Consider the following 26,169-nt stretch of genomic DNA (forward strand, 5'->3'; position numbering starts at 1 on the left):
CGGGGCTGCGGTACCCTGACGCCATGCGTGCCGTACGCCTTCTGCTTAGCGAGCCGCGCTGATCAGTCCCGGCCCCGGATGAACCGAGAGGCCGGAGTCGGCGCGGCGTCCCCTCCTGTGCGAGGGGATTTTTCGTTTCCGAATGGCAGCCGCTGGCAGAGACGATCGATGGAGCTTTGAGGATCATGAGCGAGACGACCCCCGCTGCCGCCGCCGAGGTGGCCGCGCCGCACCGCTACACGGCCGCCATGGCCGCGGAGATCGAGGCACGCTGGCAGGACTTCTGGGACGCCGACGGCACCTACGCGGCGCCGAACCCGCGCGGCGACCTGGCGGGCGACCCCGCCGTGGTGGACCGGCCCAAGAAGTTCATCATGGACATGTTCCCGTACCCGTCCGGCGCGGGACTGCACGTCGGCCACCCCCTGGGCTACATCGCCACCGACGTCTACGCCCGCTTCCAGCGCATGACCGGGCACAACGTCCTGCACACCCTGGGCTTCGACGCCTTCGGCCTGCCCGCCGAGCAGTACGCCGTGCAGACCGGCACGCACCCGCGGGTGTCCACCGAGGCCAACATGGAGAACATGAAGGCCCAGCTGCGACGGCTGGGCCTGGGGCACGACAAGCGCCGGTCGTTCGCCACGATCGACCCGGACTACTACCGGTGGACCCAGTGGATCTTCCTGCAGATTTTCAACTCCTGGTACGACGACGAGGCCCGCAAGGCCCGCCCGATCGCCGAGCTGATCGCCCAGTTCGAGACCGGGGAGCGCACCGTACCCGGGCACACGCGCGCGTGGAGCGAACTGACCGCCACTGAGCGCGCCGACGTCCTGGGCGGGTTCCGCCTGGCCTACGCCTCCGACGCACCCGTGAACTGGTGCCCCGGCCTGGGCACCGTCCTGGCCAACGAGGAGGTCACCGCCGACGGCCGCTCCGAGCGCGGAAACTTCCCCGTCTTCAAGGCCAAGCTGCGCCAGTGGAACATGCGCATCACCGCATACGCGGACCGCCTGCTGGAGGACCTGGAGGAGCTGGACTGGCCCGAGGCCATCAAGCTGCAGCAGCGCAACTGGATCGGCCGCTCCGAGGGCGCCCGCGTCGACTTCCCCATCGACGGCGAGCAGATCACCGTCTTCACCACCCGGCCCGACACCCTGTTCGGCGCCACCTACATGGTGCTGGCCCCCGAGCACCCGATGGTGGAGAAGTTCACCCCCGCCGTCTGGCCCGAGGGCACCCGCGAGGCGTGGACCGGCGGCCACGCCACCCCGGCCGAGGCCGTCGCCGCCTACCGCGCCCAGGCAGCCGCCAAGTCGGACGTCGAGCGGCAGGCCGAGGCCAAGGACAAGACCGGCGTCTTCACCGGCGCGTTCGCCGTCAACCCGGTCAACGGCGAGCAGGTCCCGGTCTTCATCGCCGACTACGTCCTGATGGGTTACGGCACCGGCGCGATCATGGCGGTGCCGGCCGGTGACCAGCGCGACTTCGAGTTCGCGCGCGCCTTCGACCTGCCCGTCCGGTGCATCGTCGAGCCCGCCGACGGCCGCGGCACGGACACCGCCACCTGGACGGAGGCCTACACCGCCCACGACGCCAGGATCATCAACTCCGCCAACGACGGCATCTGCCTGGACGGCCTGAGCGTCGCCGACGCCAAGGCGCGCATCACCGAGTGGCTGGAGCGCAAGGGCATCGGCGAGGGCACCGTCAACTTCCGGCTGCGCGACTGGCTGTTCAGCCGCCAGCGCTACTGGGGCGAGCCCTTCCCGATCGTCTACGACGAGGACGGCACCGCGCACGCGCTGCCCGAGTCGATGCTGCCGCTGGAACTGCCCGAGGTCGACGACTACTCCCCGCGCACCTTCGACCCCGACGACGCCGACACCGAACCCGAGACGCCGCTGTCGCGCAACGAGGACTGGGTCGATGTCACCCTGGACCTGGGCGACGGGCCGAAGAAGTACCGCCGCGAGACCAACACCATGCCCAACTGGGCCGGCTCCTGCTGGTACGAACTGCGCTACCTGGACCCGCACAACTCCGAGAAGCTGGTCGACCCGGAGATCGAGCGGTACTGGATGGGCCCGCGCGACGGCGCTCCGCACGGCGGCGTCGACCTGTACGTCGGCGGTGCCGAGCACGCCGTGCTGCACCTGCTGTACGCCCGGTTCTGGTCGAAGATCCTCTTCGACCTGGGCCACGTGTCCTCGGCGGAGCCGTTCCACAAGCTGTTCAACCAGGGCATGATCCAGGCCTACGTCTACCGCGACAGCCGTGGCATCGCGGTGCCCGCAGCCGAGGTCGAGGAGCGCGACGGCGCCTGGCACCACCAGGGCGAGAAGGTCTCCCGGCTGCTGGGCAAGATGGGCAAGTCCCTGAAGAACGCCGTCACCCCGGACGAGATCTGCGCCGAGTACGGTGCCGACACGCTGCGCCTGTACGAGATGGCCATGGGCCCGCTGGACGTCTCCCGGCCCTGGGACACGCGCGCCGTCGTCGGCCAGTTCCGCCTGCTGCAGCGGCTGTGGCGCAACGTCGTCGACGAGGCCACCGGCGAGGTCACCGTCGTCGACGCCGAGGCCGGCGAGGAGACCCTGCGCGCCCTGCACAAGGCGGTCGACGGTGTCCGCGGCGACCTGGAGGGCATGCGCTTCAACACCGCCATCGCCAAGATCACCGAACTGAACAACCACCTGACCAAGACCGGCGGCGCCGTGCCGCGCGACGTGGCCGAGGCCCTGGTGCTGATGATCGCGCCGCTGGCCCCGCACGTCGCCGAGGAACTGTGGCGCAGGCTGGGCCACACCGACTCCGTCGTCCACCACGACTTCCCCGTGGCGGACCCGCGGTACGTCGTCGACGAGGCCGTCACCTGCGTCGTCCAGATCAAGGGCAAGGTCAAGGCCCGCCTGGAGGTGCCGCCGGGCATCTCCGAGGAGGAGCTGGAGCGGGCGGCGCTGGCCGACGAGAAGGTCGTCGCCGCACTGGGCGGGGCGGGTGTCCGCAAGGTCATCGTGCGCGCGCCGAAGCTGGTGAACATCGTCACGGCCTGAGGCCGGCCGACGACGGAGCGCCTGCTCCGGGCCGCGGTCTCCGGGCCGCGGTCTCCGGGCTGTGGTCTTCGGGCCATGGTCTCCGGGCTGTGGTCTTCGGGCCATGGTCTCCGGGTCCGGCGGCCGTGCACCGCGGTGGTCGCCTCCGGCTGGGGGTAGTCCCCTACGGGCAGGTTCCGGGTTCCGCTGGAACTCCGAACCTGCCCGTTGCGTTTACCGTTTGAAGAGCGGCACGCGGTGTGCCGCGGCCGGCCGGAGGAGGAGAGTGGTGGAAGCGGTGCTCGCAGTGATGGCCCTGCTCCTCGTGCTGTTCCTGGCGGCCGGTGCGTACGCCGCGGTCAAGGCGGTCGGTGCCGCCAAGCGCGGCGTGGACCGCACCCTCACCCAGGCCCGCCGCACGGTCGAGGACCACGCCCTGCGGGCGAAGTCCTTCGCCCAGCCGGGCCCGGCGGGCGAGGTCGCCCAGCTCAGACTCTCCCTGCGGACCTCCATGCGGGCCACCCAGGACGCGCTGCACGCGGGCGTGGCCGAGGACGAGTCCCTGAGAGAGTCCCTCGGCCTGTTCGAACGCCTCAGCGCGCACGGCCGCGAGCTCGACGCCGAGCTCCGGCGCCTGGAATCGGAGCCGGACCGGTCCACGCTCACCGCGCGCCTGCCCGCGCTGCGCGAGCGCACCGAGCGCATCACCGGCTCCGCGGACGCGCTCCGCTGGGCCGCCCGCGACCGGGCCCGCCGCTTCGCCGAGGACGACCTGGACTCGCTCAGCACACAGATCGACCTGGAGGCGGGCGCCCTGCGCCACTGGGCGACGGACGAGTCGGCCGCACCGCAGCAGGCGTCGCGCCCGTCGCCGCAGCGATCGCCCCAGCAGCCGCCACAGCAGTCGGCGCAACAGCCGGCGCAACAGCCGGCGCAGCAGTCCCCGCGGCACGCATGGCCCACGCCCGAGGACGCGGGTGCCGCGGCCGGCCAGACCTGGCCGGGAGAGCCGCAAGCACGGCCCACCGGGGAACCGGACCGGCCCGCGATCACCCCGCCCGGCCGGCGTCCGACCTACTCCTGGCAGAAGAAGCCCCGTCCCGAGAGCACCACCTGAGTACGCTTCCGATGCCCCCGCCGAGCGGGGCCGGGCTGCCGCACCAGCGCTACGCCAGGTAACCTCCAGCTCATGTCCCGCCATGTCGCGATCGTCACCGATTCAACGGCCTACCTGCCGCAGCGGACGATGGAGCGTCACGGCATCACCTCGGTCCCCCTGACCGTGGTGCTCGGCGACCAGGCGCTCGACGAGGGCACGGAGATCTCCACCCGGTCGCTCGCCCAGGCCCTGCAGAAGCGACGCCCCGTCACCACCTCCCGGCCCAGCCCCGAGCTCTTCGCACGGCACTACCGCGAGGTCGCCGCCTCCGGGGCCACCGGCATCGTCTCGCTCCACCTCTCCGCCGAACTGTCCGGCACCTACGACGCCGCCGTCCTCGCCGCCCGTGAGGCCCCCGTGCCCGTGCGGGTGGTCGACACCGGCATGGTCGCGATGGCCCTCGGCTTCTGCGCGCTCGCGGCGGCCGAGACCGCCGAGTCGGGTGGCACACTCGACGACGCCGTCGGCGCCGCGGAGAAGCGGGCCGCGGGCACCTCCGCGTACTTCTACGTCGACACCCTCGACTTCCTGCGCCGCGGCGGCCGGATCGGGGCCGCGCAGGCGCTCCTCGGCTCCGCTCTCGCGGTGAAACCCCTGCTCCAGCTCGACAGCGGCCGCATCGGCCCGCTGGAGAAGGTCCGCACCGCCTCCAAGGCCATCGCCCGCCTGGAGGAGCTTGTCGTCGAACGCGCCGGTGTCGCGGCTGTCGACATCGCGGTCCACCATCTCGCGGCCCCCGAACGGGCCGACACCCTTGCGGACCACCTCCTCGACCGCGTGCCCGGTCTGGTCGACCTGCATGTCAGCGAGGTCGGCGCGGTGATCGGGGCACACACCGGACCGGGGCTGCTCGGGGTCGTCGTCTCGGCGCGCTGAGCGGGGCGCCTGCCGACGGTCGCCCGTCCGGGTGGCGGGGTTATCCACAACTACCGCGTTGTCCACGGGATTCGAGCGAGATCACCACGGCGTCGTGCGGCACGTGATCCTCGTCGCATGGCACTTCGATCATCTGCGCAGACACCGTCCGCGACCAGTGGCCCCGGCCGGGCCCCGCTCTCCGACGGCCGCATCCGTCACCGCCGGCGACCCGCCCGGGCCCGACGGGCCGACCGGGCGGCCGGCGAACTCCAGCGCCGCGCCTCGACGCTGTTCCCCGACCGGCCGCCGGCGCCCCCCGGGACCGGGACCGGGGCCGGGCCGCCGGGGGCGGTGCCCGCGCCGCGGGAGCGCGCACAACCGCCGGAGGCGGCGTGGCCGGGGGAGCCGGCCGAGGGGGACGGCGGCCCGGGCCCGACGCCGGCTCCGTCTCCGGGCTCGGCGGGGCCGGTCCCGGAGACGGAGGCGGGGCGAACGCTCCGGCCGGCCGCGGTGGGGCCGAGCGCGAAGGACGCAGAACCCGACGGACCGGGCCGTGGCGGGGGCCCGCCGTCCGGCGGCCGGGGCCACGGCTGGAGGGAACGGGCGACGCTCGCCCTGCGGGAGCGACTGCCCCTGTGGGCACAGACCAGGTGCGCTCTGGAGCGGCGCAGTGTGGCCGCGCTCGCCCTGGTGCTGCTCGTCGCGGCGGGACTCGCCGCCCAGCACTTCTGGAGCGGCCGGACCCGGACGGTGTCCGCCCCCGAGATCGTGCGCGCCACCGGGACCTACGAGGCCGCAGGGACGATGGGTTCCGCCGCACCGGCCCGGCCCCCGGACACACCGACGGCCGCTGCGCAGCCGGGGGCCCGGCCGGGGGCGCTGCCGGTGGCCGGGATCCTGGTCGACGTGGTCGGCAAGGTCCGGGAACCGGGCGTCCATCAACTCCCGGTGGGGTCACGTGTCGCCGACGCGCTGCGGGCCGCGGGAGGGGTGCGGCCCGGTACACGTGTCGACGGCCTCAACCGGGCCCGGTTCCTGGTGGACGGGGAGCAGCTCCATGTCGGAGGCCCGCCGGCCGCCGGCCCGGACGGTCCGGCCGGCGGTCCGGCGGCCGGTGCGGCGGCCGGTGCCGGGACCGGGGCGGCCGCCGCCCTCGCGATTCCCGCGGTACCGGTCTCCCTGAACACGGCCACGGCCGAACAGCTGGACGGCCTGCCGGGTGTGGGGCCGGTGCTCGCGCAGCACATCATCGACTACCGGACCCGGCGCGGCGGGTTCCGCACGGTCGACGAACTGAGGGAGGTCGACGGCATCGGTGAGCGCCGCTTCGCCGATCTGCGGAACCTGGTGCGGCCGTGACAGCCGGTGCGGGCACGCCGCGGGCGGGCGGAACGCCGGACGGCGGCGGGGCGGGCGGAGCGACGGCGGGCGGCCCGACGGGCCGAACGGGGGCGCTCGGTCCGACCGCCCCCACCGCCCCGGCCCGCAGCCCCGTGCACGCCGAGTCCGGGGGACGCCTCGGCCGCGCCCACCCCCGGCCGGCGGAGGCGCCGCCGGACCTGCGGCTTGTGCCGCCCGCGCTCGCGGCCTGGTCCACCGCCGCCCTCGCACTGGACGCCTCGCCGGGCCCGGTGCTCGCCGTCGCGGTCACGTGTGCCGTTGCGGCGGCAGGGCTGCTGGTGAGCCTGGGGCGTGGTGGGCCGCGGCGCAGGGCGGGGCCGGCGCGGTGGGTGCGGCGGTGGGTGCCACGGTCGAGGGCGGGGCCGGGTGCGGGGTCGGACCCGGGGCCGGGGCCGGAGATGAGGTTCGGGCCGGGGCGGTGGTCGTGGTCGTGGTCGGCGGGCATGGCGGCGGCCGTGCTGCTCTGTGCGGCCGGGGCGGCCGCGTCGGCGGTGGCGCACGGGGCCGACGTGCGCCGCGGACCGGTGCCGGAGCTGGTCCGGCGGTACGCCACGGTGACCGCGGAGATCGACGTGACGGCGGACCCGCGGCTGTCCCGGCCGAAGGTGCGGGGTGACCGGATGGCCGCGGCCGTGGTCCTCGTGGCGGCCGAGGTGCGCACGGTCGTGGCTCCGGACGGGACCGCGTCGGTGACGCGTACCCCGGTGCTCGTGATGGCCGACGTCGGGCAGCCGCGGGGGCCCGCGCCGGGACGGGCAGCCGACCGGGGACACGGACCCGCGCCGGGAGACGCCCCCGTGCCGGGAGGCGGATCCGTGCCGGGAGACGGATCCGTGCCGGTCCGTGGTGCCGGAGGCCCGGAGCGGGCCGGCTCTTCCTGGCTGGGCCTGCTGCCCTCGACGCGGCTGCGGGTGACCGGGCGGCTGGCACCGGCCCTCGTCGGTGGTGACCGGATCGCGGGCTTGCTGCGGGTGCGGGGCGCCACGGCGCCCGAGGTGACCGGCGAGCCGTCGGCGCACCAGCGGCTGGCGGGGCGGCTACGGGCCGGGCTGCGGGAGGCGGCCGCGGGGCTGCCGGAGGACGAGCGGGCCCTGCTGCCCGGCCTCGTGGTCGGCGACACCTCCCGGATCACGCCCGAGCTGGCGGACGCGTTCAAGAAGACCGACCTCGCACATCTGCTCGCCGTATCCGGTGCGAACCTGACGCTGGTCCTGGCACTGCTGCTCGGCCCCGCCGGACTGGCGCAGCGGGCCGAGCGGCGCGGTCTCGCCCCGCGTCTGGGCATCCCGCTGCGGGCCACCGCGCTCGCGGGCGGGGTCCTGACCCTGGGGTTCGTGGTGGTGTGCCGGCCCGATCCCAGCGTGCTGCGGGCGGCCGCCTGCGGAGCCGTCGCGCTGCTGGCCCTGGTCACCGGACGCCGCCGAGCGCTGATCCCGGCGCTGGCGACGGCGGTGCTGCTGCTGGTGCTGTACGACCCGTGGCTGGCGCGGAGTTACGGCTTCCTGCTGTCGGTGCTGGCCACGGGCGCGCTGCTGACGATCGCGCCGCGCTGGAGCTCCGCACTGCGGCGGCGGGGTGTTCCGCCGCGGGTGGCGGAGGCCCTGGCCGCGGCCGCGGCGGCACAGGCACTGTGCGCGCCGGTCGTGGTGGTGCTGTCGTCGCGGGTCAGCCTGGTGGCGGTGCCGTGCAATCTGCTGGCGGAGTTCGCGGTCGGTCCGGCCACGGTGTTGGGGTTCGCGTCGCTGGGCGTCGCCCCGGTGGCGATGCCGGTCGCCAAGGGCCTGGCGTGGTCGGCCGGCTGGCCCGTGGGGTGGATCGCGGATGTGGCGCGGGCCGGGGCCGCGCTGCCCGGCGGGGGAGTGGACTGGCCGGCCGGCTGGACGGGGGCGCTGTTGCTGGCGCTGCTCACCGCGACGGTGGTGTGGCTGGGCCGGCGGCTGCTCGTCCGGCCGTGGCTGTCCGCGGTGTGCGGGGCGCTGCTGCTGCTCGCGGTGGTGCGGCCGCCTCCGCTGGCCATGGTGATCACGGGCTGGCCGCCGCCCGACTGGCGGCTGGCGATGTGCGACGTGGGCCAGGGGGACGCGCTGGTGCTGGCGGCGGGTGCGGGCAGCGCAGTGGTGGTGGACGCGGGCCCCGACCCGGAACCGGTCGACCGGTGTCTGCGCGGACTCGGCGTCACCGAGGTGCCCCTGGTGGTGCTGACGCACTTCCACGCGGACCATGTGGCCGGGCTGCCCGGCGTGCTGCGAGGCCGGTCGGTGGGGGAGATCCGGACGACCGGGTTCGAGGAACCGGCCGGGCAGGTGGCGTTCGTGCGCCGGGAGGCGGCCGCCCGGCGGATTCCGGTCGGCCGGGCGGCGGCCGGTGAACGAGGCCGTGCCGGACCCCTGACCTGGGATGTGGTGTGGCCGCCGCCACGCGCGGCACCCCTGGTTCCGCCGGGGGACGGGCGCCCGCCCCTGGGGACGGCCCCGGCTGTCGGGGGCGTCCCTCCCGGGAGCGGGCCGCCCACCGCCGGGGCGGCCACCACGCCCGGGATGCCGGAGCCGGAGGGGCCGAACGATGCGAGCGTCACCCTGGTGGTGCGGTCCGCGGGGCTGCGGATGCTGCTGCTGGGGGACCTGGAACCACCGGGGCAGCGTGCGTTGTTGCGGTCGCCCGCGGCCGCGCTCTTCGCGGGCGTGGATGTCGTGAAAGTGGCTCATCACGGGTCCGCGTATCAGCAGGCCGAGCTGATGCGGTGGGCGGCGCCGCGACTGGCGCTCGTCTCCGTGGGCAGGGACAACCCCTACGGACACCCGGCCCCCGCCACGGTGGCGGCCCTGCGGGAGTCGGGGGCGGTGGTGCTGCGGACGGACGAGGGAGGAGCGGTGGCGGTGACCGGGGAGGGCAGGGAGGTGCGGGTGGCGCGACACTGAGAACATGCATTCGGAAGAGGTTGAGGCCTATCTCGCCCGCATCGGGGCGGACCATCCGGCGTGGCCCACCGTGGACGTCCTGCGCGACCTGCACCTGAGGCATCTGAGGACCGTGCCCTTCGAGAACCTGTCGATCCACCTCGGGGAGGGCGTCGAACTGGAGCCGAAGCGGCTGCTGGACAAGCTGGTCGGAGCGCACCGGGGCGGCTTCTGCTACGAACTCAACGGCGCCTTCGGTGCGTTGCTGACCGCGTTGGGGTTCGACGTCGCTTACCTGGCGGCACGCGTGTACGGGGAGGAGGGGCGGCTGGGCATCCCGTACGACCATCTCGCGCTGCGGGTGCGGACGGTGGACGGGGGAGAGTGGCTCGCGGACGTCGGTTTCGGGGCGCACGCCCATCTGCCGCTGGAGTTCGGTGCGCGCGGCGAACAGGAGGACCCCGGTGGGGTGTTCCGCGTGGTGGAGGCGCGGCGGGACGGCGCCGGGGCCCGCGGGGCGCGCGACGGTGCGGAGGAGTTCGGGGACCTGGACGTGCTGAGGGCCGGCCGGCCCGTGTACCGGCTGGAGGTGCGGCCCAGGGCGTTGGCGGACTTCGCCGTCGGGGCGTGGTGGCACAGCACCTCCCCGCGGTCGCACTTCCGGCGGTCGCTGGTGTGCTCGCGGCTGACGGAGGACGGGGGACGGATCACCCTCAGCGGCCGGAGCCTCACCGTGACGGCGCCCGGAGGGGAGCGTGAGGTGCGCGAACCGGACACGGACGAGGAGGTGCTGGCGCTGTACCGGGAGAGGTTCGGGATTCGGCTGGACAGGGTGCCTGCGGTGCGGGAGGCGCCGCGGGACGGCGGCTGAGGGCGCGGGGCGTCGGCCGGCCGTGCCCGGAGGCCGGAACCGGGATCCGCGGGCCGTCGTGCGGGCGCCCGCGTCCTGCGCCGGTGGGCCGGGGGAGGAGCGCCCGACCGCGTGCCGGAGGATGGGGCCGTGAGCGATGTGAGACATGTGCTGGTGCTGCCCGACCGGGACGCTGCGGAGGAGGTGGCCGAGGCACTGGGGGCGAGGTTCGGCCTGCACGAGGAGCCGCGGCTGCTGCGGGACGCGCTGGCCGGCGAGGACGACGCGGAGGACGCCCAGTGGCTCGTCCTCCTCCGCGACGAGGACGAGCGGCTGGACCCCGCGGACCTGGACGCGTTCGCCGGTGAGTGGGAGGGCTGGCGCGAGGAGCCGTAGAAGCCTCGGCGGTGCCTTCCGCTCGCGGGCACCCGCCGCGGAGGGTGGCTGTTGCGGGTGGCGGCCGGGGCGACGCCTGCGTCCGGGGGCGGTGGCTCCGTACGGTCCTCGGGGCGGAGGCGGCGGCGCCGTCCGTCCTCGGCACGCGGGCCGTCGAGGGGACCGGCCCACTGCCGCACCCTCCGCTCGGCTGCCGTCCTGGGCGCTGCTGTCGGTGCCGGTGCCGGTGCCGGTGTCGGTGTCGGTGTCGGTGTCGGTACCGGTGCGGACACCGGTGTCGGTGTCGATGCCGGTACCGGTGCGGACACCGGTGTCGATGCCGGTGCCGCCCTGGCGGTCGGCTGTCTCCGGTCGCCCGTCGGCGGGTGTGGCGTCGTTGTCGGTGGGGCGTGCCATGCTTGGGGCGATGGCCAGGAAGACTGCGAACGACGACCCCCTCGCCCCGGTGACGCTCGCCGTGGGACAGGAGGAACTGCTGCTGGACCGTGCCGTGCGGGAGGTCGTGGCCGCGGCCAGGGCCGCGGACGCCGACACCGATGTACGGGACCTGGCTTCGGACCAGTTGCAGCCGGGCACCCTGGCGGAGCTGACGAGCCCGTCGCTGTTCGCGGAGCGCAAGGTCGTGGTGGTGCGGAACGCGCAGGATCTGTCCGCGGACACGGTCAAGGACGTGAAGGCGTACCTCGGAGCACCCGCCGAGGAGATCACCCTGGTGCTGCTGCACGCGGGCGGCGCCAAGGGCAAGGCGCTGCTGGACGCGGCGCGCAAGGCCGGGGCGCGCGAGGTGGCGTGCCCGAAGATGACCAAGCCGGCGGACCGGCTGGCCTTCGTCCGCCAGGAGTTCCGCACGCACGGGCGGTCCGCCACGCCGGAGGCCTGCCAGGCGCTGGTCGACGCCATCGGCAGTGACCTCAGGGAGCTGGCGTCGGCCGCGGCGCAACTGGTCGCCGACGTGGAGGGGACCATCGACGAGGCCGTCGTCGGGCGCTACTACACCGGACGGGCGGAGGCCTCCAGCTTCACGGTCGCCGACCGGGCCGTGGAGGGGCGCGCCGCCGAGGCACTGGAGGCGCTGCGCTGGTCCCTGTCCACCGGCGTGGCGCCGGTGCTGATCACCAGCGCGCTGGCGCAGGGGGTGCGGGCCATCGGCAAGCTGTCCTCCGCGCGGGGAGGCCGCCCCGCCGACCTGGCGCGTGAGCTGGGCATGCCGCCGTGGAAGATCGACCGGGTGCGGCAGCAGATGCGGGGCTGGACCGCGGACGGTGTGGCGGTGGCGATGCGGGCCGTCGCCGAGGCCGACGCGGGAGTGAAGGGGGGCGGGGACGACCCCGAGTACGCCCTGGAGAAGGCTGTCGTGATCGTCGCGCGGGCGGCTCGTTCCCGGGGCCGCTGACCTCGCGGACCGTACCGGACCCGGACCCGTACCGGACCCGTACCGGACCCGGACCCGGACCTGTACCGGACCCGGACCTGTACCGGACCCGGACCTGTACCGGACCCGGACCTGTACCGGACCCGGACCGTTCCTGCCGCTGCCGCTGCCGCTGCCGCTGCCGCTGCCGCTGCCGCTGCCGCTGCCGCTGCCGCTGCCGCCCCGCGTTCGCGCCGTGTGGGTGCGGGAGCGGCCCTCCGGAGGACGCGCCCGGCGCCGCGGAGGAGAATCGGGGGTGTCAGCCAGCCACACCGATCCGAGGAGAGGTGGCGGTCACCATGGCCGAACACCCCCACGCCCAGCTGGTCCGCCAGGGCTACGACGCCTTCGCACGCGGGGACATGGACACCCTGCGTGGACTGATGACGGCGGACTGCACCCACCATGTGCCCGGCAGCCACCCGCTCTCTGGTGACTTCAAGGGCCAGGACGCGATCGTCGGCATGTACGGCCGGATGTTCGAGGAGACCGGCGGCAACATGCGGGCCGATCTGCGCTCGGTCTTCACCGACGGGCGGGGCCATGCGGTGTCCCTGCACCATCTGTCGGCCGAGCGGCAGGGCAAGCGGTACGACGAGGACGGCTGCCTCGTCTTCCGCATCCTCGGCGACAAGATCACGGACATCGACGAGTGCGTCGTGGACATCGAGAAGGACAACGAGTTCTGGTCGTGACGACCACGGTCGGCGCAGTGCGACCGACGCCGCGGTCGTGAAGCCAGAGGCCTCGGCCGGAAGGCGCGCGACCGGCGGCGGGGGCGCGACGAAGGCCCCGCCGCCCGCCCTGGGGAAGGACGGGCAGCGGGGCCTTCGGTTCACGCTGCTGAGCCCGTACCCGCGTGGCGAACGCAGGCCGCGTACAGGCTCGGGGCGCCGGCCGGGGGCGGATGAGAGAGGGCCCGCCCGGGTTCCTTCCGGCGACGCGGTCCCGCTGGTCCGGCCACGTCCCGTGAGGGCCGGCCGTCCCCGGGGGAACCGCTCAGATCAAAGAAGGTGTCAGGCCTTGATGGCCGCGACCTTGGAAGCAAGCGCCGACTTCTTGTTGGCGGCCTGGTTCTTGTGGATGACGCCCTTCGAGACGGCCTTGTCGAGCTGACGCGCGGCGGCGCGCTGGTACTCGGTGGCCTTCTCGACGTCACCCGCGGCAGCGGCCTCGCGGGCCTTGCGGATCGCGGTCTTCAGGGAGGACTTGACGGCCTTGTTGCGCAGCCGGGCCTTCTCGTTGGTCTTGATCCGCTTGATCTGGGACTTGATGTTCGCCACGAATGAGCCTTTTCAGGTTCAGGCACGCGTCAGCGGGACTCCCGTCAGGGGATCCCGGACCCGTACCAGGTGATTACCAGGTGATTTCTTGATGGTGTGCCTCGCGCTGAGAGGGCATGAGACACAGCCACCCAGGCTACCAGCGCCTCCGCGGCCAGCCCAAACCGGATGCCGGTCGCCGCCCGTGGGACCATGGAGGCTACGTATCGATCCGACCCGAGACCGCCCACCGCTTGCGGATACCTCAAGAATCAGGACCCTGCGTGCCCGCGACCCCTAACAATGTGCCCGAGCCGAGCCGTACCGACCCGGCTCTGATCCGCAACTTCTGCATCATCGCGCACATCGACCACGGCAAGTCCACCCTCGCCGACCGGATGCTCCAGTTGACCGGCGTGGTCGAGCAGCGGCAGATGCGCGCTCAGTACCTCGACCGCATGGACATCGAGCGCGAGCGCGGCATCACGATCAAGTCCCAGGCCGTGCGTCTGCCCTGGGCCCCGACGTCGGGCCCCGACCAGGGCACCACGCACATCCTCAACATGATCGACACCCCGGGGCACGTCGACTTCACCTACGAGGTCTCACGGTCGCTCGCCGCCTGCGAGGGGACCATCCTCCTCGTCGACGCCGCCCAGGGCATCGAGGCCCAGACCCTCGCCAACCTCTACCTGGCGATGGAGAACGACCTCACGATCATCCCCGTGCTCAACAAGATCGACCTTCCGGCCGCGCAGCCGGAGAAGTTCGCCGAGGAGCTGGCCAACCTGGTCGGCTGCGACCCGGACGACGTGCTCAAGGTCTCCGCCAAGACCGGCCTGGGGGTCGAGGCCCTGCTCGACCGGGTCGTCGCCGAGATCCCCCGGCCGGTCGGCGTCGCCGACGCGCCCGCCCGCGCGATGATCTTCGACTCGGTCTACGACTCCTACCGGGGCGTCGTGACGTACGTCAGGGTCATCGACGGCCAGCTCAACAAGCGCGAGCGCATCCGCATGATGTCGACCGGCGCCACCCACGAGCTGCTGGAGATCGGCACCAACTCGCCCGAGATGCTGCCCGCCGACGGCATCGGCGTCGGCGAGGTCGGCTACCTGATCACCGGTGTGAAGGACGTCCGCCAGTCCAAGGTCGGCGACACCGTCACCAGCCAGGTCAAGGGGGCGACCGAGCCGCTCGGCGGGTACAAGGACCCCAAGCCGATGGTCTTCTCCGGCCTGTACCCGCTGGACGGCTCCGACTACCCGGAGCTGCGCGAGGCACTGGACAAGCTCCAGCTCAACGACGCCGCGCTGGTCTACGAGCCGGAGACGTCGGCGGCTCTCGGCTTCGGTTTCCGCGTCGGCTTCCTGGGCCTGCTGCACCTGGACGTGATCCGGGAGCGGCTGGAGCGCGAGTTCGGCCTGGACCTGATCGCCACCGCGCCCAACGTGGTCTACCGCGTGATCATGGAAGACGGTGTCGAGCACGTCGTCACCAACCCGAGCGAGTTCCCCGAGGGCAAGATCGCCGAGGTGTACGAGCCGGTCGTCCGGGCGACGATCCTCGCCCCGACCGAGTTCATCGGCGCGATCATGGAGCTGTGCCAGACCCGGCGCGGCACCCTGCTCGGCATGGACTACCTCTCCGAGGACCGTGTCGAGATCCGCTACACACTGCCCCTCGCGGAGATCGTCTTCGACTTCTTCGACCAGCTGAAGTCCAAGACCCGCGGCTACGCCTCCCTGGACTACGAGCCCACCGGCGAGCAGAACAGCTCCCTGGTCAAGGTCGACATCCTGCTGCACGGCGACAAGGTCGACGCCTTCTCGGCGATCACCCACAAGGACCAGGCCTACGCGTACGGAGTGCGGCTCGTCGCCAAGCTCCGGGAGCTCATCCCCCGGCAGAACTTCGAGGTCCCGGTGCAGGCCGCCATCGGGTCCCGGGTCATCGCCCGCGAGACCATCCGCGCCATCCGCAAGGACGTCCTCGCCAAGTGCTACGGCGGTGACATCTCCCGCAAGCGGAAGCTGCTGGAGAAGCAGAAGGAGGGCAAGAAGCGGATGAAGATGGTGGGCTCCGTCGAGGTTCCGCAGGAGGCCTTCATCGCGGTCCTGTCCAGCGACGACAGCGGGTCGAGCAAGCCGAAGAAGTAGTGCCGCCGGGCGGCGGCCCCCGGGCCCGGGCCCCCGGCCGTGCCGGAGGCCGGGTCCCTCCCGGCCCCGCGCCGGCTCCCAGCCGTCCCCGCTTCCCGGCGTGCGCTCCCGGCCGTGCGCTCCGGGCCGTGGGCTCCGGGCCGTGTCCGTTCCGTTCCGCGTTCCCTGCCGGGTCCGAGCCGTGTCCGTGCCCGGTCCGGCAGCGCCGGAACGGAGGTGTTCCGGGGCTCGTCACACGAAAGTGTGGCGGGCCCCTCTGCAGGCCGGCGGGTACGCCCGAGCAGGACCCCACCAGGGCCCACGCCGGGACGTCCGGATCCACCGCGGAGCGGACCTCGCAGGGGACCACTGAGTGGACCACTGAGCGGACCACCGGCCGGACCGTCGATTAGGTGCGCGGCCCATGTGCGGGCAAAGTGACAGGCCGCACACCCTTACGCGAGAGCCGATCGGGCTCTAACCTGTCCCTGCCCGATAGTTACTCACGAGTTAAACAACGGCCCGTGAGTGAGAAAAAGCCGCAGTGCCGGCGCAAGCCGCCCTGAGCCAGCCGCATCGTCGCGGGCCCCGGAGGATGTCGTGAGCGACACACAGACCCTGATCGAGAACCGTCCGCCGTCTGTCGCGGGCCTCTTCCTGGAGCGCGTGGCGGCCACGCCGGACGCCGAGGCCTACCGCTATCCGGTGCCAGACGCCTCCGGCCAGGGGCCCGACGTATGGAAGTCGCTGAGCTGGTCCCAGGCGGCCGAGCGGGTCCGCGCCATCTCGGCCGGCCTCATCGAACTGGGTGTCCAGCCCGAGCAGCGCGTCGCCCTCGCCTCCGGCACCCGCATCGAGTGGCTGCTCGCCGACCTGGGCATCATGTGCGCCGGCGCGGCCACCACCACGATCTACCCGCAGACCAACGCCGACGAGGCCGCCTACATCCTCTCCGACTCCGAGAGCCGGGTGCTGATCGCGGAGGACGCCGGACAGGTCGCCAAGGCGCAGGAGCGGAGCGCCGAGCTGCCCGACCTCACCCACATCGTCGTCATCGACGACGAGGGCGTGCAGACCGACGACCGGGTGCTGTCCCTCGCCGAGCTGGAGAAGCGCGGTGCCGCGCGGCTGGAGAAGGACCCCGAGCTGATCGAGGAGCGGGTCGCGGCGATCACCGCCGACCAGCTCGCCACGCTGATCTACACCTCCGGCACCACCGGCCGCCCCAAGGGGGTGCGCCTGCCGCACGACAACTGGTCGTACATGGCGAAGGCCACCGCCGCGACCGGCCTGGTCGGCCCGGACGACGTGCAGTACCTGTGGCTGCCCCTCGCGCACGTCTTCGGCAAGGTGCTCACCTCCGGCCAGATCGAGGTCGGCCACGTGACCGCCGTCGACGGACGGATCGACAAGATCATCGAGAACCTGCCGGTGGTGCAGCCGACCTACATGGCGGCCGTGCCACGCATCTTCGAGAAGGTCTACAACGGCGTCGCGGCCAAGGCCCGCGCGGGCGGTGCCGCCAAGTACAAGATCTTCCAGTGGGCGGCCGGCGTCGCCCGCGAGTACGCCAAGGTCACCCAGGACAACTTCCGCCGCACCGGCACCGCGAGCGCGCCGTTCGGTCTCGCCGCCAAGCACAAGGTCGCCGACACCCTCGTCTACGCCAAGCTGCGCGAGGCGTTCGGCGGCAATCTCCGCGCCTGCGTCTCCGGCTCGGTCGCCCTGGCACCGGAGATCGGCTACTTCTTCGCCGGTGCGGGCATCCACATCCTGGAGGGCTACGGCCTCACCGAGACCTCCGCCGCGTCCTTCGTCAACCCCGGAGAGGCCTACCGCACCGGCACCGTGGGCAAGCCGCTGCCCGGCTGCGAGGTGCGCATCGCGGACGACGGCGAGATCCTGCTGCGCGGCCCCGGCATCATGGAGGGCTACCACAAGCTGCCCGAGAAGACGGCGGAGGTCCTGGAGCCGGACGGCTGGTTCCACACCGGCGACATCGGCGAGCTGTCCCCGGACGGCTACCTGCGCATCACCGACCGCAAGAAGGACCTCTTCAAGACCTCCGGCGGCAAGTACGTCGCGCCGACCGAGATCGAGGGGCAGTTCAAGGCGGTCTGCCCGTTCGTGTCCAACGTCCTCGTCCACGGCGCCGACCGGAACTTCTGCACCGCCCTGATCGCCCTCGACGAGGCCGCGATCACCGCCTGGGCCGACGAGCACGGCCTCCAGGGCAGGTCGTACGCGGAGGTCGTGGCGGCGCCCGCCACCGTCGAGATGGTCGAGGGCTACGTCCAGGAGCTCAACTCCGGCCTCCAGCGGTGGCAGACCATCAAGAAGTTCCGGCTGCTGCCCCGCGACCTCGACGTCGAGCACGGTGAGATCACACCGAGCCTGAAGCTGAAGCGGCCGGTGGTGGAGCGGGAGTACCGGCACCTGCTGGAGGAGATGTACGCGGGCGCCCGCGAGGCGTAGAGGGACGGCCCGGACCCGGGAGCTCCGGCCCCGGACAGCCGCCGGGGACAGCCGCCCCGGGACAGCCGGCCCTGGGCATCCGGCCGGGCCCGGTAGTCGTCCCCGCCCCCGCGCGCCCGGCGGCAGTGGCTGGGCGGGCGCGCGGCCACCTCCGGCCCTGACCTGCCCGGCCCTGACCTGCCCGGCCCTCACCTGCCCGGCCTCCGCACGGCCGGCCCCCGCGGCGAGGCCCGTCGTGGTCTGGGGCCTCGCGGGGGCGGCGCGGGGGCGGCAGAGCGGCGCACCGTAGCACGGAGACCGGGCCGTGACGCCTCTCTTCCGTGACTACCTGCTCACGGACGGGTTCTTTCTGTCACTCTGGCGGTCGACAGATGCGTCCACGTCCGACTGTTCGGGAGCCGTTCCATGGGGGCCATTCCGGTGCAACGGGAGACCGCCTCCCCCCAGACCCCGGCCTGCCCCGCCGCTCCCGCCTCCGCCCGGCCCGGCGCCCCCTGCCTGCGGACCACGGTGAACGGCGGCCCCACGGCCCCGGGCACCGCGCGGGCCCTGGCGCGCGCCGCGTTCCGGGAGTGGGCGGAGCTCGGCGTCCCGGGCGCCGAACGCCTCGGGGACCGGCTGACCGGGGACGCCCTGATCGTGCTCAGCGAACTGGTCACCAACGCGGTCGTGCACGCCGGCACCGACGTCGAGCTGGGATGCCGGCTGGAGGACGACGGCGGAGCCCTCGTCGTCGAGGTCACCGACCGGCACCCGGCCCGTCCGCCCCGCGACGTCCCGGACGGCTGCCCGGAGCACGGCCACGGGCTGCGCCTGGTCGCCGGGCTCGCCGAGGCCTGGGGCGTCACCTACCGCCCCGGCAGCAAGACCGTGTGGGCGCGGCTGGGCGCCGAGGAGGGTGAGCGCTGCGATCCCGAGGGCGCCCCGCACGCCGCCGCGCTCCTGGTGCCGCCCGTCCCGCGTGCCGACCGCGACGGGGACTGGCTCGGACGGGGCGCGCTGTCCTTCCTCGCCGAGGCCTCCGACCTGCTCGCCGGACAGCTCGACGAGGACCTCGTCGTCGCTCTCACCGGCCAGCTGATCGTGCCCCGGCTCGCCGACTGGTGCGCGATCTGGCTGGAGGACGAGGTCACCGGACGCGGCTGGAGCGGCCTCGGCGCCCGCGGGCCGCGCCTCGGGCGGGTCTGGCACGGCAGCGAGGACCGGGTGGAGGAGCTGCGCCGCACCCTGGAGAAGGAGCCGCCCCGGCCCGGCGGCGCACCGCGCTCCGGCCCGGTCGCCCATCCCTGGCCCGCGTCCGCGCTCGCGCCCGGCGCACCGCACGGCGCGGCGCTCGCCTACCGGCTGATCGCCGGCGGCCGCCCGCTGGGCACACTCGTCCTCGGCCGGGCCGGGATCCTCCGCTTCCCCGACGAGGTCACCGGCCTGGTGGAGGACCTCGCCCGGCGGGTCGCGCTGGCCGTCGGCGCCGCCCGGCAGTACGCCCGGCAGGCCACCATCAGCGCCGTGCTCCAGCGCGGCCTGCTGCCGGGCGCGCTCCCCGAGATCCCGGGGGTGCGCAGCGCGTTCGTCCACGAACCGCGCGACAAGGGCGGCCCCAGCGGCGACTTCTACGACCTGTTCCCGGCCGGTGACGGCCGCTGGTGCTTCGCCGTCGGCGACGTCCAGGGCAAGGGCCCCGAGGCCGCCGTGGTGATCGGCCTGGCCCGGCCCTGGCTGCGGCTGCTGGCCCGCGAGGGGTACCGCGTCGCGGACGTCCTGGACCGCCTCAACCAGCTGCTCCTCGACGACGCCACCGAGGCCGCCGACGCCGCCGCCCGCGCCCTGGCGGGTCCGGTACCGCCCGGCGACGGCCCCCAGACCCGCTTCCTGTCCCTGCTGTACGGGGAGCTGGTCCTGCTCGACGGCGGCGGCCTGCGCTGCACCCTCGCCGCCGCCGGACACCCGCTGCCCCTGCTGCTCGGCCCGGACGGCGGGGTCCGCACGGTCGCTCGGCCGCAGACCCTGCTCGGCGTCGTGGAGGACGAGACCTACACCAGCGACACCCTGGAACTGCTGCCCGGCGACAGCCTGCTGTGCGTCACGGACGGGGTGACCGAGCGGCGTGACGGGTCCCGCCAGTTCGACGACGCCGACGGCCTCGCCGCCGCCCTGGCGAGCTGCGCGGGCCTCGACGCCGGGCTCATCGCCGAGCGCATCCGCCGGCTCGTGCACGACTTCGGGGTCCTGCCCCCCGAGGACGACCTGGCGCTGCTGGTGCTGCAGGCGGAGTGAGGCCGTCCCACAGCGGCGCGGGCCCGAGGGGCGCCGGGCCCGAGCGGCGCTCGCACCGGCGTCACAGGCGCGGCGCACGCACCGGCGTCACAGCTGCACGCAGGCACCGGGGGGCGCCACGGGAGCGCGTACGGACGGCGGGCGCCGTCCCCGGGAGGCGTCCCCCCCCCGCGAGGTGCGTCCGCGAGGGGCGTCCGCGAGGGGCGTCCGCGAGGGGGCACGGGCGTACCGGACGTATGAGGGACACTGGAGGACATGCCCTCCGCACTCCCCGACGGCGAGCCCGTCCCCGCCGACGGCGCGCTGCCCGCCGCCGCGCTCGCCCGGGCCGCCGACCGGCCCCTCGGCTTCTACCTGCACGTTCCCTACTGCGCGACCCGCTGCGGCTACTGCGACTTCAACACGTACACCGCGACGGAACTGCGCGGCACCGGCGGTGTCCTCGCCTCCCGCGACAACTACGCCGAGACCCTGGCCGACGAGATCCGCCTGGCCCGCAAGGTGCTCGGCGACGACCCGCGCGAGGTCCGTACGGTGTTCGTCGGCGGCGGCACCCCGACCCTGCTGCCCGCCGCGGACCTGGTGCGGATGCTGGACGCGGTCCGCGACGAGTTCGGCCTGGCGCCCGACGCCGAGGTCACCACCGAGGCCAACCCCGACTCCGTCGACCCCGCCTATCTGAGCGCCCTGCGCGAGGGCGGCTTCAACCGGATCTCCTTCGGCATGCAGAGTGCCCGCAGGCACGTGCTCGACGTCCTCGACCGCACCCACACCCCCGGCCGGCCGGAGGCCTGCGTGGGCGAGGCCCGGGCCGTGGGCTTCGACCACATCAACCTGGACCTCATCTACGGCACCCCCGGCGAGTCCGACGACGACTGGCGGGCCTCGCTGGAGGCCGCGCTGGGAGCCGGACCCGACCATGTGTCGGCCTACGCGCTGATCGTCGAGGAGGGCACCCGGCTGGCGCACCGCATCCGCCGCGGCGAGGTCCCGATGACGGACGACGACGTCCACGCCGACCGCTACCTCATCGCCGACTCGGTGCTCGCGCAGGCCGGCTTCGACTGGTACGAGGTCTCGAACTGGGCCACCTCCCCGGCCGCCCGCTGCCTCCACAACGAGCTGTACTGGCGCGGCGCCGACTGGTGGGGCGCGGGCCCCGGCGCCCACAGCCACGTCGGCGGGGTGCGCTGGTGGAACGTCAAGCACCCCGGCGGGTACGCGGCCGCACTCGCCGGGGGCCGCTCACCGGGCGCCGGCCGGGAGGTGCTGGCCGAGGAGGACCGGCGGGTCGAGCGGATCCTGCTGGAGCTGCGGCTGCGCGAGGGTGCGCCGCTGACCCTGCTGCGCGAACGGGGACTCGCGGCCGCGCGCCGGGCACTGGCCGAGGGCCTGCTGGAGCAGCGGCCGTACGACGAGGGGCGCGCGGTGCTGACACTGCGCGGGCGACTGCTCGCGGACGCGGTGGTCAGGGACCTGGTCGACTGAGCCGCACAGGTGAGCCGCACAGGCCGGAACAGCTCAGTCCGAGGCAGGGCAGGGCCAGGCGGGACGGACGGCGGCGGACAGGGCGAGGCGGAGCGGGACGGACGGCCGCGGACGGGCGCGGGGTGAGGCGGGGCAGGGCGGGACGGACGGCGGCGAACGGGGCAAGGCGGAGCGGGACGGCCGCGGACGGGACGGGACAAGGCGAGGTAGGGCGGAACGGGGCAGGGCGGGACGGACATGCGGGCGGAACCGGAGGGGGCGGGACCGAAACGGGACCGAAACGGGGCGGGTCGGGGCGGGATGGGGCGGGATGGGGCGGGACCGGAAGGGACAGCCCCGCCGCGCTACCGGGGTCCGGCGTCACCGCCGGCCGTGACGAAGTCGATGAGTTCCTCGACGCGGCCCAGCAGCTCCGGCTCCAGGTCCCGGTAGGACCCCACCCGCTTCAGGATGGCCTGCCACACCGCCCCGGTGTTCTCCGGCGGCCAGCCCAGCGCCCGGCACACGCCGGTCTTCCAGTCCTGCCCGCGGGGGACCTGCGGCCAGCCCGGGATGCCGAGGCAGGACGGTTTCACGGCCTCCCAGATGTCGATGTACGGGTGCCCCACCACCAGGGCGTGCTCGCCGGTCACCTGCTGCGCGATCCGCCACTCCTTCGTGCCCGGCAGGAGGTGGTCGACGAGGACGCCGAGGCGGGCGTCGGGGCCGGGCGCGAACTCCGCCACGACCGACGGCAGGTCGTCCACGCCCTCCAGGTACTCCACGACCACGCCCTCGATGCGCAGGTCGTCGCCCCAGACCTGCTCCACGAGCTCCGCGTCGTGGCGCCCCTCGACATAGATCCGGCCCGCACGGGCCACCCGCGCCCGCGCCCCGGGGACGGCGATGGACCCGGACGCCGTACGGGCCGGGCGGGCCGGTCCCGGGGCGGGGCGGACCAGCGTCACCGCCCTGCCCTCCAGCAGGAAGCCGCGCGGCTCCAGCGGGAACACCCGGTGCTTGCCGAAGCGGTCCTCCAGGGTCACCGTGCCCGCCTCGCAGCGGATCACCGCGCCGCAGAAGCCGGTCGTCGGCTCCTCTACCACCAGGCCCGGCTCGGCGGGGACCTCCGGTACGGCGGCGGGTTTCTTCCACGGCGGGGTCAGGTCGGGGGAGTACGCGCGGGGGCGCGGGCCCGAGGGGCCCTCGGCGGGAGGGCGGCGGCGGGAGGCGGGTGGGCGCATTCGGATGACGATAGGAGAAGCGCCCGCCCGGTCAGAGCGACACGCCGAAGCGGTCCGCCAGCTCGTCCCGCTGCCGCCGCACGAACCCGGCGTCCACCACCGCACCGTGTCCGGGGACGTACAGTGCGTCCTCACCGCCCAGGGCCAGCAGCCGGTCCAGGGCGTCCGGCCAGCGGGACGGCACGGCGTCCGGGCCCGCCTGCGGCGCGCCGGACTCCTCGACGAGGTCGCCGCAGAACACGGTCTCCGGCGAGCCGGGCACCAGAACCGCCAGATCGTGGGCGGTGTGGCCCGGCCCCACGTTCGCCAGCAGGACCTGGCGGCCGCCGCCGAGGTCGAGCGTCCACTCCCCGGTGACGTGGTGGCGCGGAGCGGCCAGCGCGTCCGCGGCCTCCCGCGCGACTTCCTCGGCCAGCCCGTTGCGGACCGCGTCCGCGTACAGCTCGCTGCGCGCCCGCGCGCCGCTGAGCGCTGCGTCCACGCCCACCGCGCCGAACACCTCCGCGTCCGCGAACGCCGCCGCCCCGAAGACATGGTCGAAGTGCGGGTGGGTGAGAGCGAGATGGGTCACACCGCCGCCGGACAGCCACTCGGCCCGGGTCCGCAGCAGAGCCCCCTCGGAGAGGCTCGAACCCGCGTCGATCAGCAGCGCCGCCCCCTCGCCGACGACCAGCCCCGCCGTGCAGTCCCACCCCGGCAGCCGGCACCGGCCCACCCCCGGGGCCAGCCGCTCCCACCCCAGCTCTTCCCAAGTCACGGTCATACGGCAACGCTAGTGCTGCGACCGGAGAGGTTCACCGGGTCGCGCCGCCCGGCACGGCACCGCCGCGTCGTCGCGTCACCCCGGTACGGCCCGTACCCGGGTGACGCCCCGCCGCGGGGGGTGCACCCCGCCGGACGGCCGGGACGTCCCGGTGGACCGTGCCGGCCGCCGCACCGGAGGTGTCCCCGCGCAGGGCGCCGCCGGACGCGACCTGCCTTGCCGCGGGGCCACCCGACGGCCGTACACTGGGCCGGTGAGGCTGGCACTCGTCTGCTCCGAGTGCCAGGCCCCGTGACCGGAGGGGCCCGCAGGGGCCGGGCGCCGACCATGACGAGAGCTGGAGGTGTGCGCGATGCTCAGTGAACGAAGGCTGCAGGTGCTGCGCGCCATCGTCCAGGACTACGTGGGCACCGAGGAGCCGGTCGGTTCCAAGGCGCTCACCGAGCGGCACAGCCTCGGGGTGTCCCCGGCGACCGTGCGCAACGACATGGCGGCCCTGGAGGACGAGGGCTTCATCGCGCAGCCGCACACCAGTGCCGGGCGTATCCCCACCGACAAGGGCTACCGGCTCTTCGTCGACAAGCTCGCCGAGGTCAAGCCGCTCACCGCACCGGAGCGGCGCGCGATCCAGAACTTCCTCGACGGCGCGGTCGACCTGGACGACGTCGTGGCCCGCACGGTGCGGCTGCTCGCGCAGCTCACCCGGCAGGTGGCCGTCGTGCAGTACCCGTCGCTGACCCGGTCCACGGTGCGGCACGTGGAACTGCTGGCGATGGCTCCGGCGCGCGTGATGCTGGTGCTGATCACGGACACCGGGCGGGTCGAGCAGCGGATGGTCGACTGTCCGGCCCCGTTCGGGGAGACCTCCCTCGCGGACCTCAGGGCGCGGCTGAACAGCCGGGTCGCGGGCCGCCGCTTCACGGACGTGCCGCAGCTGGTGCAGGACCTGCCGGAGGGCTTCGAGCCGGAGGACCGCGGCGCCGTCCAGACGGTGCTCTCCACCCTGCTGGAGACGCTCGTCGAGCAGACCGAGGAACGGCTGATGATCGGCGGCACCGCCAATCTGACCCGCTTCGGACATGACTTCCCCCTCACCATCCGCCCCGTCCTGGAGGCCCTGGAGGAGCAGGTCGTGCTCCTCAAGCTGCTGGGCGAGGCGAAGGATCCGGGCGTGACCGTGCGCATCGGTCACGAGAACGCCCATGAGGGGCTCAACTCCACTTCGGTGGTGTCGGTGGGCTACGGTTCGGGCGGCGAGGCAGTCGCCAAGCTCGGCGTGGTCGGCCCGACCCGCATGGATTACCCGGGAACGATGGGAGCGGTACGCGCAGTGGCACGGTACGTCGGACAGATCCTGGCGGAGTCGTAAGTGGCCACGGACTACTACGCCGTTCTCGGCGTGCGCCGCGACGCCTCGCAGGACGAGATCAAGAAGGCCTTCCGGCGGCTCGCGCGCGAGCTGCATCCGGACGTCAACCCCGATCCGAAGACCCAGGAGCGGTTCAAGGAGATCAACGCCGCCTACGAGGTGCTCTCGGACCCGCAGAAGAAGCAGGTCTACGACCTCGGCGGCGACCCCCTCACGCAGGCCGGCGGGGCCGGTGCGGGCGGCTTCGGAGCCGGCGGCTTCGGCAACTTCTCCGACATCATGGACGCGTTCTTCGGCACGGCGTCGCAGCGCGGCCCGCGCTCGCGCACCCGCCGCGGCCAGGACGCGATGATCCGGATCGAGGTCGAGCTCGACGAGGCCGCCTTCGGCACCACCAAGGACATCCAGGTCGACACCGCGGTCGTCTGCACCACGTGCAGCGGCGAGGGCGCGGCGCCGGGCACCTCCCCGCAGACCTGCGACATGTGCCGCGGCCGCGGCGAGGTCTCCCAGGTCACCCGGTCCTTCCTGGGCCAGGTCATGACCTCGCGGCCCTGCCCGCAGTGCCAGGGCTTCGGCACCGTCGTGCCGACCCCCTGCCCGGAGTGCGCGGGTGACGGCCGGGTCCGCTCCCGCCGGACCCTGACGGTGAAGATCCCGGCCGGCGTCGACAACGGCACCCGCATCCAGCTGGCCGGCGAGGGCGAGGTCGGCCCCGGCGGCGGCCCGGCCGGCGACCTGTACGTGGAGATCCACGAGCTGCCGCACTCGACGTTCCAGCGGCGCGGCGACGACCTGCACTGCACGGTGACCATCCCGATGACCGCGGCGGCCCTCGGCACGAAGGTGCCGCTGGAGACGCTGGACGGCATGGAGGAGGTCGACATCCGGCCCGGCACCCAGTCCGGCCAGTCGATCCCGCTGCACGGCCGGGGCGTCACCCACCTGCGCGGCGGCGGCCGCGGCGACCTCGTCGTGCACGTCGAGGTGCAGACGCCGAACAAGCTGGACCCCGAGCAGGAGCGGCTGCTGCGCGAACTGGCCAAGCTGCGCGGCGAGGAGCGCCCGCAGGGGCAGTTCCAGCCGGGGCAGCAGGGCCTGTTCTCACGGCTGAAGGACGCCTTCAACGGCCGCTGAGCCGTCGGCCCCCGCGCGCGGCGTCCTCGCGGA

18 protein-coding genes are annotated in these 26,169 nt (G+C 74.0%); 15 read left to right on the forward strand and 3 right to left on the reverse strand.

Features of this window, described 5'->3' with window-relative positions; all coding sequences use genetic code 11:
• The first annotated feature begins 185 nt into the window (after positions 1–185).
• From leuS to AC5K6T_RS03345, 9 genes are all read left to right on the forward strand, one after another.
• Positions 186–3,059, forward strand: a complete 2,874-nt coding sequence (gene leuS / locus AC5K6T_RS03305) for a leucine--tRNA ligase (RefSeq protein WP_493205442.1) — start codon at positions 186–188, stop codon at positions 3,057–3,059.
• A 268-nt stretch (positions 3,060–3,327) separates the two neighbouring features.
• Positions 3,328–4,155: a hypothetical protein gene (locus AC5K6T_RS03310; RefSeq protein ID WP_493205444.1), complete on the forward strand. Its 828-nt coding sequence runs from the start codon at positions 3,328–3,330 to the stop codon at positions 4,153–4,155.
• 72 nt (positions 4,156–4,227) lie between these two features.
• The gene (locus tag AC5K6T_RS03315) at positions 4,228–5,073 is read left to right on the forward strand and encodes a DegV family protein (protein WP_493205446.1); all 846 of its coding nucleotides are present in this window, start codon (positions 4,228–4,230) and stop codon (positions 5,071–5,073) included.
• 654 nt (positions 5,074–5,727) lie between these two features.
• Positions 5,728–6,414: a helix-hairpin-helix domain-containing protein gene (locus AC5K6T_RS03320; protein WP_493205448.1), complete on the forward strand. Its 687-nt coding sequence runs from the start codon at positions 5,728–5,730 to the stop codon at positions 6,412–6,414.
• 134 nt (positions 6,415–6,548) lie between these two features.
• A complete protein-coding gene (locus tag AC5K6T_RS03325; protein ID WP_493207310.1) occupies positions 6,549–9,374 on the forward strand; it encodes a ComEC/Rec2 family competence protein in 2,826 nt (941 codons plus the stop codon).
• Positions 9,375–9,378: 4 nt separating this feature from the next.
• A complete protein-coding gene (locus AC5K6T_RS03330; RefSeq protein WP_493205449.1) occupies positions 9,379–10,224 on the forward strand; it encodes an arylamine N-acetyltransferase family protein in 846 nt (281 codons plus the stop codon).
• Between the two features lie 129 nt (positions 10,225–10,353).
• Positions 10,354–10,599 (forward strand): hypothetical protein, encoded by a 246-nt coding sequence (locus tag AC5K6T_RS03335; RefSeq protein WP_493205451.1) that lies wholly within the window; start codon positions 10,354–10,356, stop codon positions 10,597–10,599.
• A 406-nt stretch (positions 10,600–11,005) separates the two neighbouring features.
• Positions 11,006–11,992 (forward strand): DNA polymerase III subunit delta, encoded by a 987-nt coding sequence (gene holA, locus AC5K6T_RS03340; protein WP_493205453.1) that lies wholly within the window; start codon positions 11,006–11,008, stop codon positions 11,990–11,992.
• A 317-nt stretch (positions 11,993–12,309) separates the two neighbouring features.
• Positions 12,310–12,705, forward strand: coding sequence for a nuclear transport factor 2 family protein (locus AC5K6T_RS03345; protein WP_493205455.1), 396 nt, complete (start codon positions 12,310–12,312; stop codon positions 12,703–12,705).
• A 321-nt stretch (positions 12,706–13,026) separates the two neighbouring features.
• Here the strand turns inward: AC5K6T_RS03345 and rpsT are convergent, their stop codons facing one another.
• Complete coding sequence (gene rpsT / locus AC5K6T_RS03350) at positions 13,027–13,293, reverse strand: 30S ribosomal protein S20 (RefSeq protein ID WP_493205457.1); 267 nt, start codon at positions 13,291–13,293, stop codon at positions 13,027–13,029.
• 263 nt (positions 13,294–13,556) lie between these two features.
• Here rpsT and lepA point away from each other — a divergent pair, with 263 nt between their 5' ends.
• From lepA to hemW, 4 genes are all read left to right on the forward strand, one after another.
• The gene (lepA, locus tag AC5K6T_RS03355) at positions 13,557–15,428 is read left to right on the forward strand and encodes a translation elongation factor 4 (protein ID WP_493205458.1); all 1,872 of its coding nucleotides are present in this window, start codon (positions 13,557–13,559) and stop codon (positions 15,426–15,428) included.
• Positions 15,429–16,007: 579 nt separating this feature from the next.
• Entirely contained in the window at positions 16,008–17,882 is a 1,875-nt protein-coding gene (locus AC5K6T_RS03360; protein ID WP_493205460.1) for an AMP-dependent synthetase/ligase, read from the forward strand.
• A gap of 405 nt (positions 17,883–18,287) precedes the next feature.
• Complete coding sequence (locus AC5K6T_RS03365; protein ID WP_493205461.1) at positions 18,288–20,156, forward strand: SpoIIE family protein phosphatase; 1,869 nt, start codon at positions 18,288–18,290, stop codon at positions 20,154–20,156.
• Positions 20,157–20,411: 255 nt separating this feature from the next.
• Positions 20,412–21,644: a radical SAM family heme chaperone HemW gene (hemW, locus tag AC5K6T_RS03370; RefSeq protein WP_493205463.1), complete on the forward strand. Its 1,233-nt coding sequence runs from the start codon at positions 20,412–20,414 to the stop codon at positions 21,642–21,644.
• A 344-nt stretch (positions 21,645–21,988) separates the two neighbouring features.
• Here the strand turns inward: hemW and AC5K6T_RS03375 are convergent, their stop codons facing one another.
• Positions 21,989–22,867, reverse strand: a complete 879-nt coding sequence (locus tag AC5K6T_RS03375; protein WP_493205465.1) for a DUF3097 domain-containing protein — start codon at positions 22,865–22,867, stop codon at positions 21,989–21,991.
• Positions 22,868–22,898: 31 nt separating this feature from the next.
• Positions 22,899–23,630, reverse strand: a complete 732-nt coding sequence (locus AC5K6T_RS03380) for an MBL fold metallo-hydrolase (RefSeq protein ID WP_493205466.1) — start codon at positions 23,628–23,630, stop codon at positions 22,899–22,901.
• A 352-nt stretch (positions 23,631–23,982) separates the two neighbouring features.
• On the opposite strand from AC5K6T_RS03380, the gene hrcA reads away from it, so the two are divergent.
• Positions 23,983–24,999, forward strand: coding sequence for a heat-inducible transcriptional repressor HrcA (gene hrcA / locus AC5K6T_RS03385; RefSeq protein WP_493205468.1), 1,017 nt, complete (start codon positions 23,983–23,985; stop codon positions 24,997–24,999).
• The gene (gene dnaJ, locus AC5K6T_RS03390; RefSeq protein WP_493205470.1) at positions 25,000–26,136 is read left to right on the forward strand and encodes a molecular chaperone DnaJ; all 1,137 of its coding nucleotides are present in this window, start codon (positions 25,000–25,002) and stop codon (positions 26,134–26,136) included.
• Positions 26,137–26,169 lie beyond the last annotated feature (33 nt).

It is taken from the genome of Streptomyces sp. B8-7 (assembly GCF_058833805.1).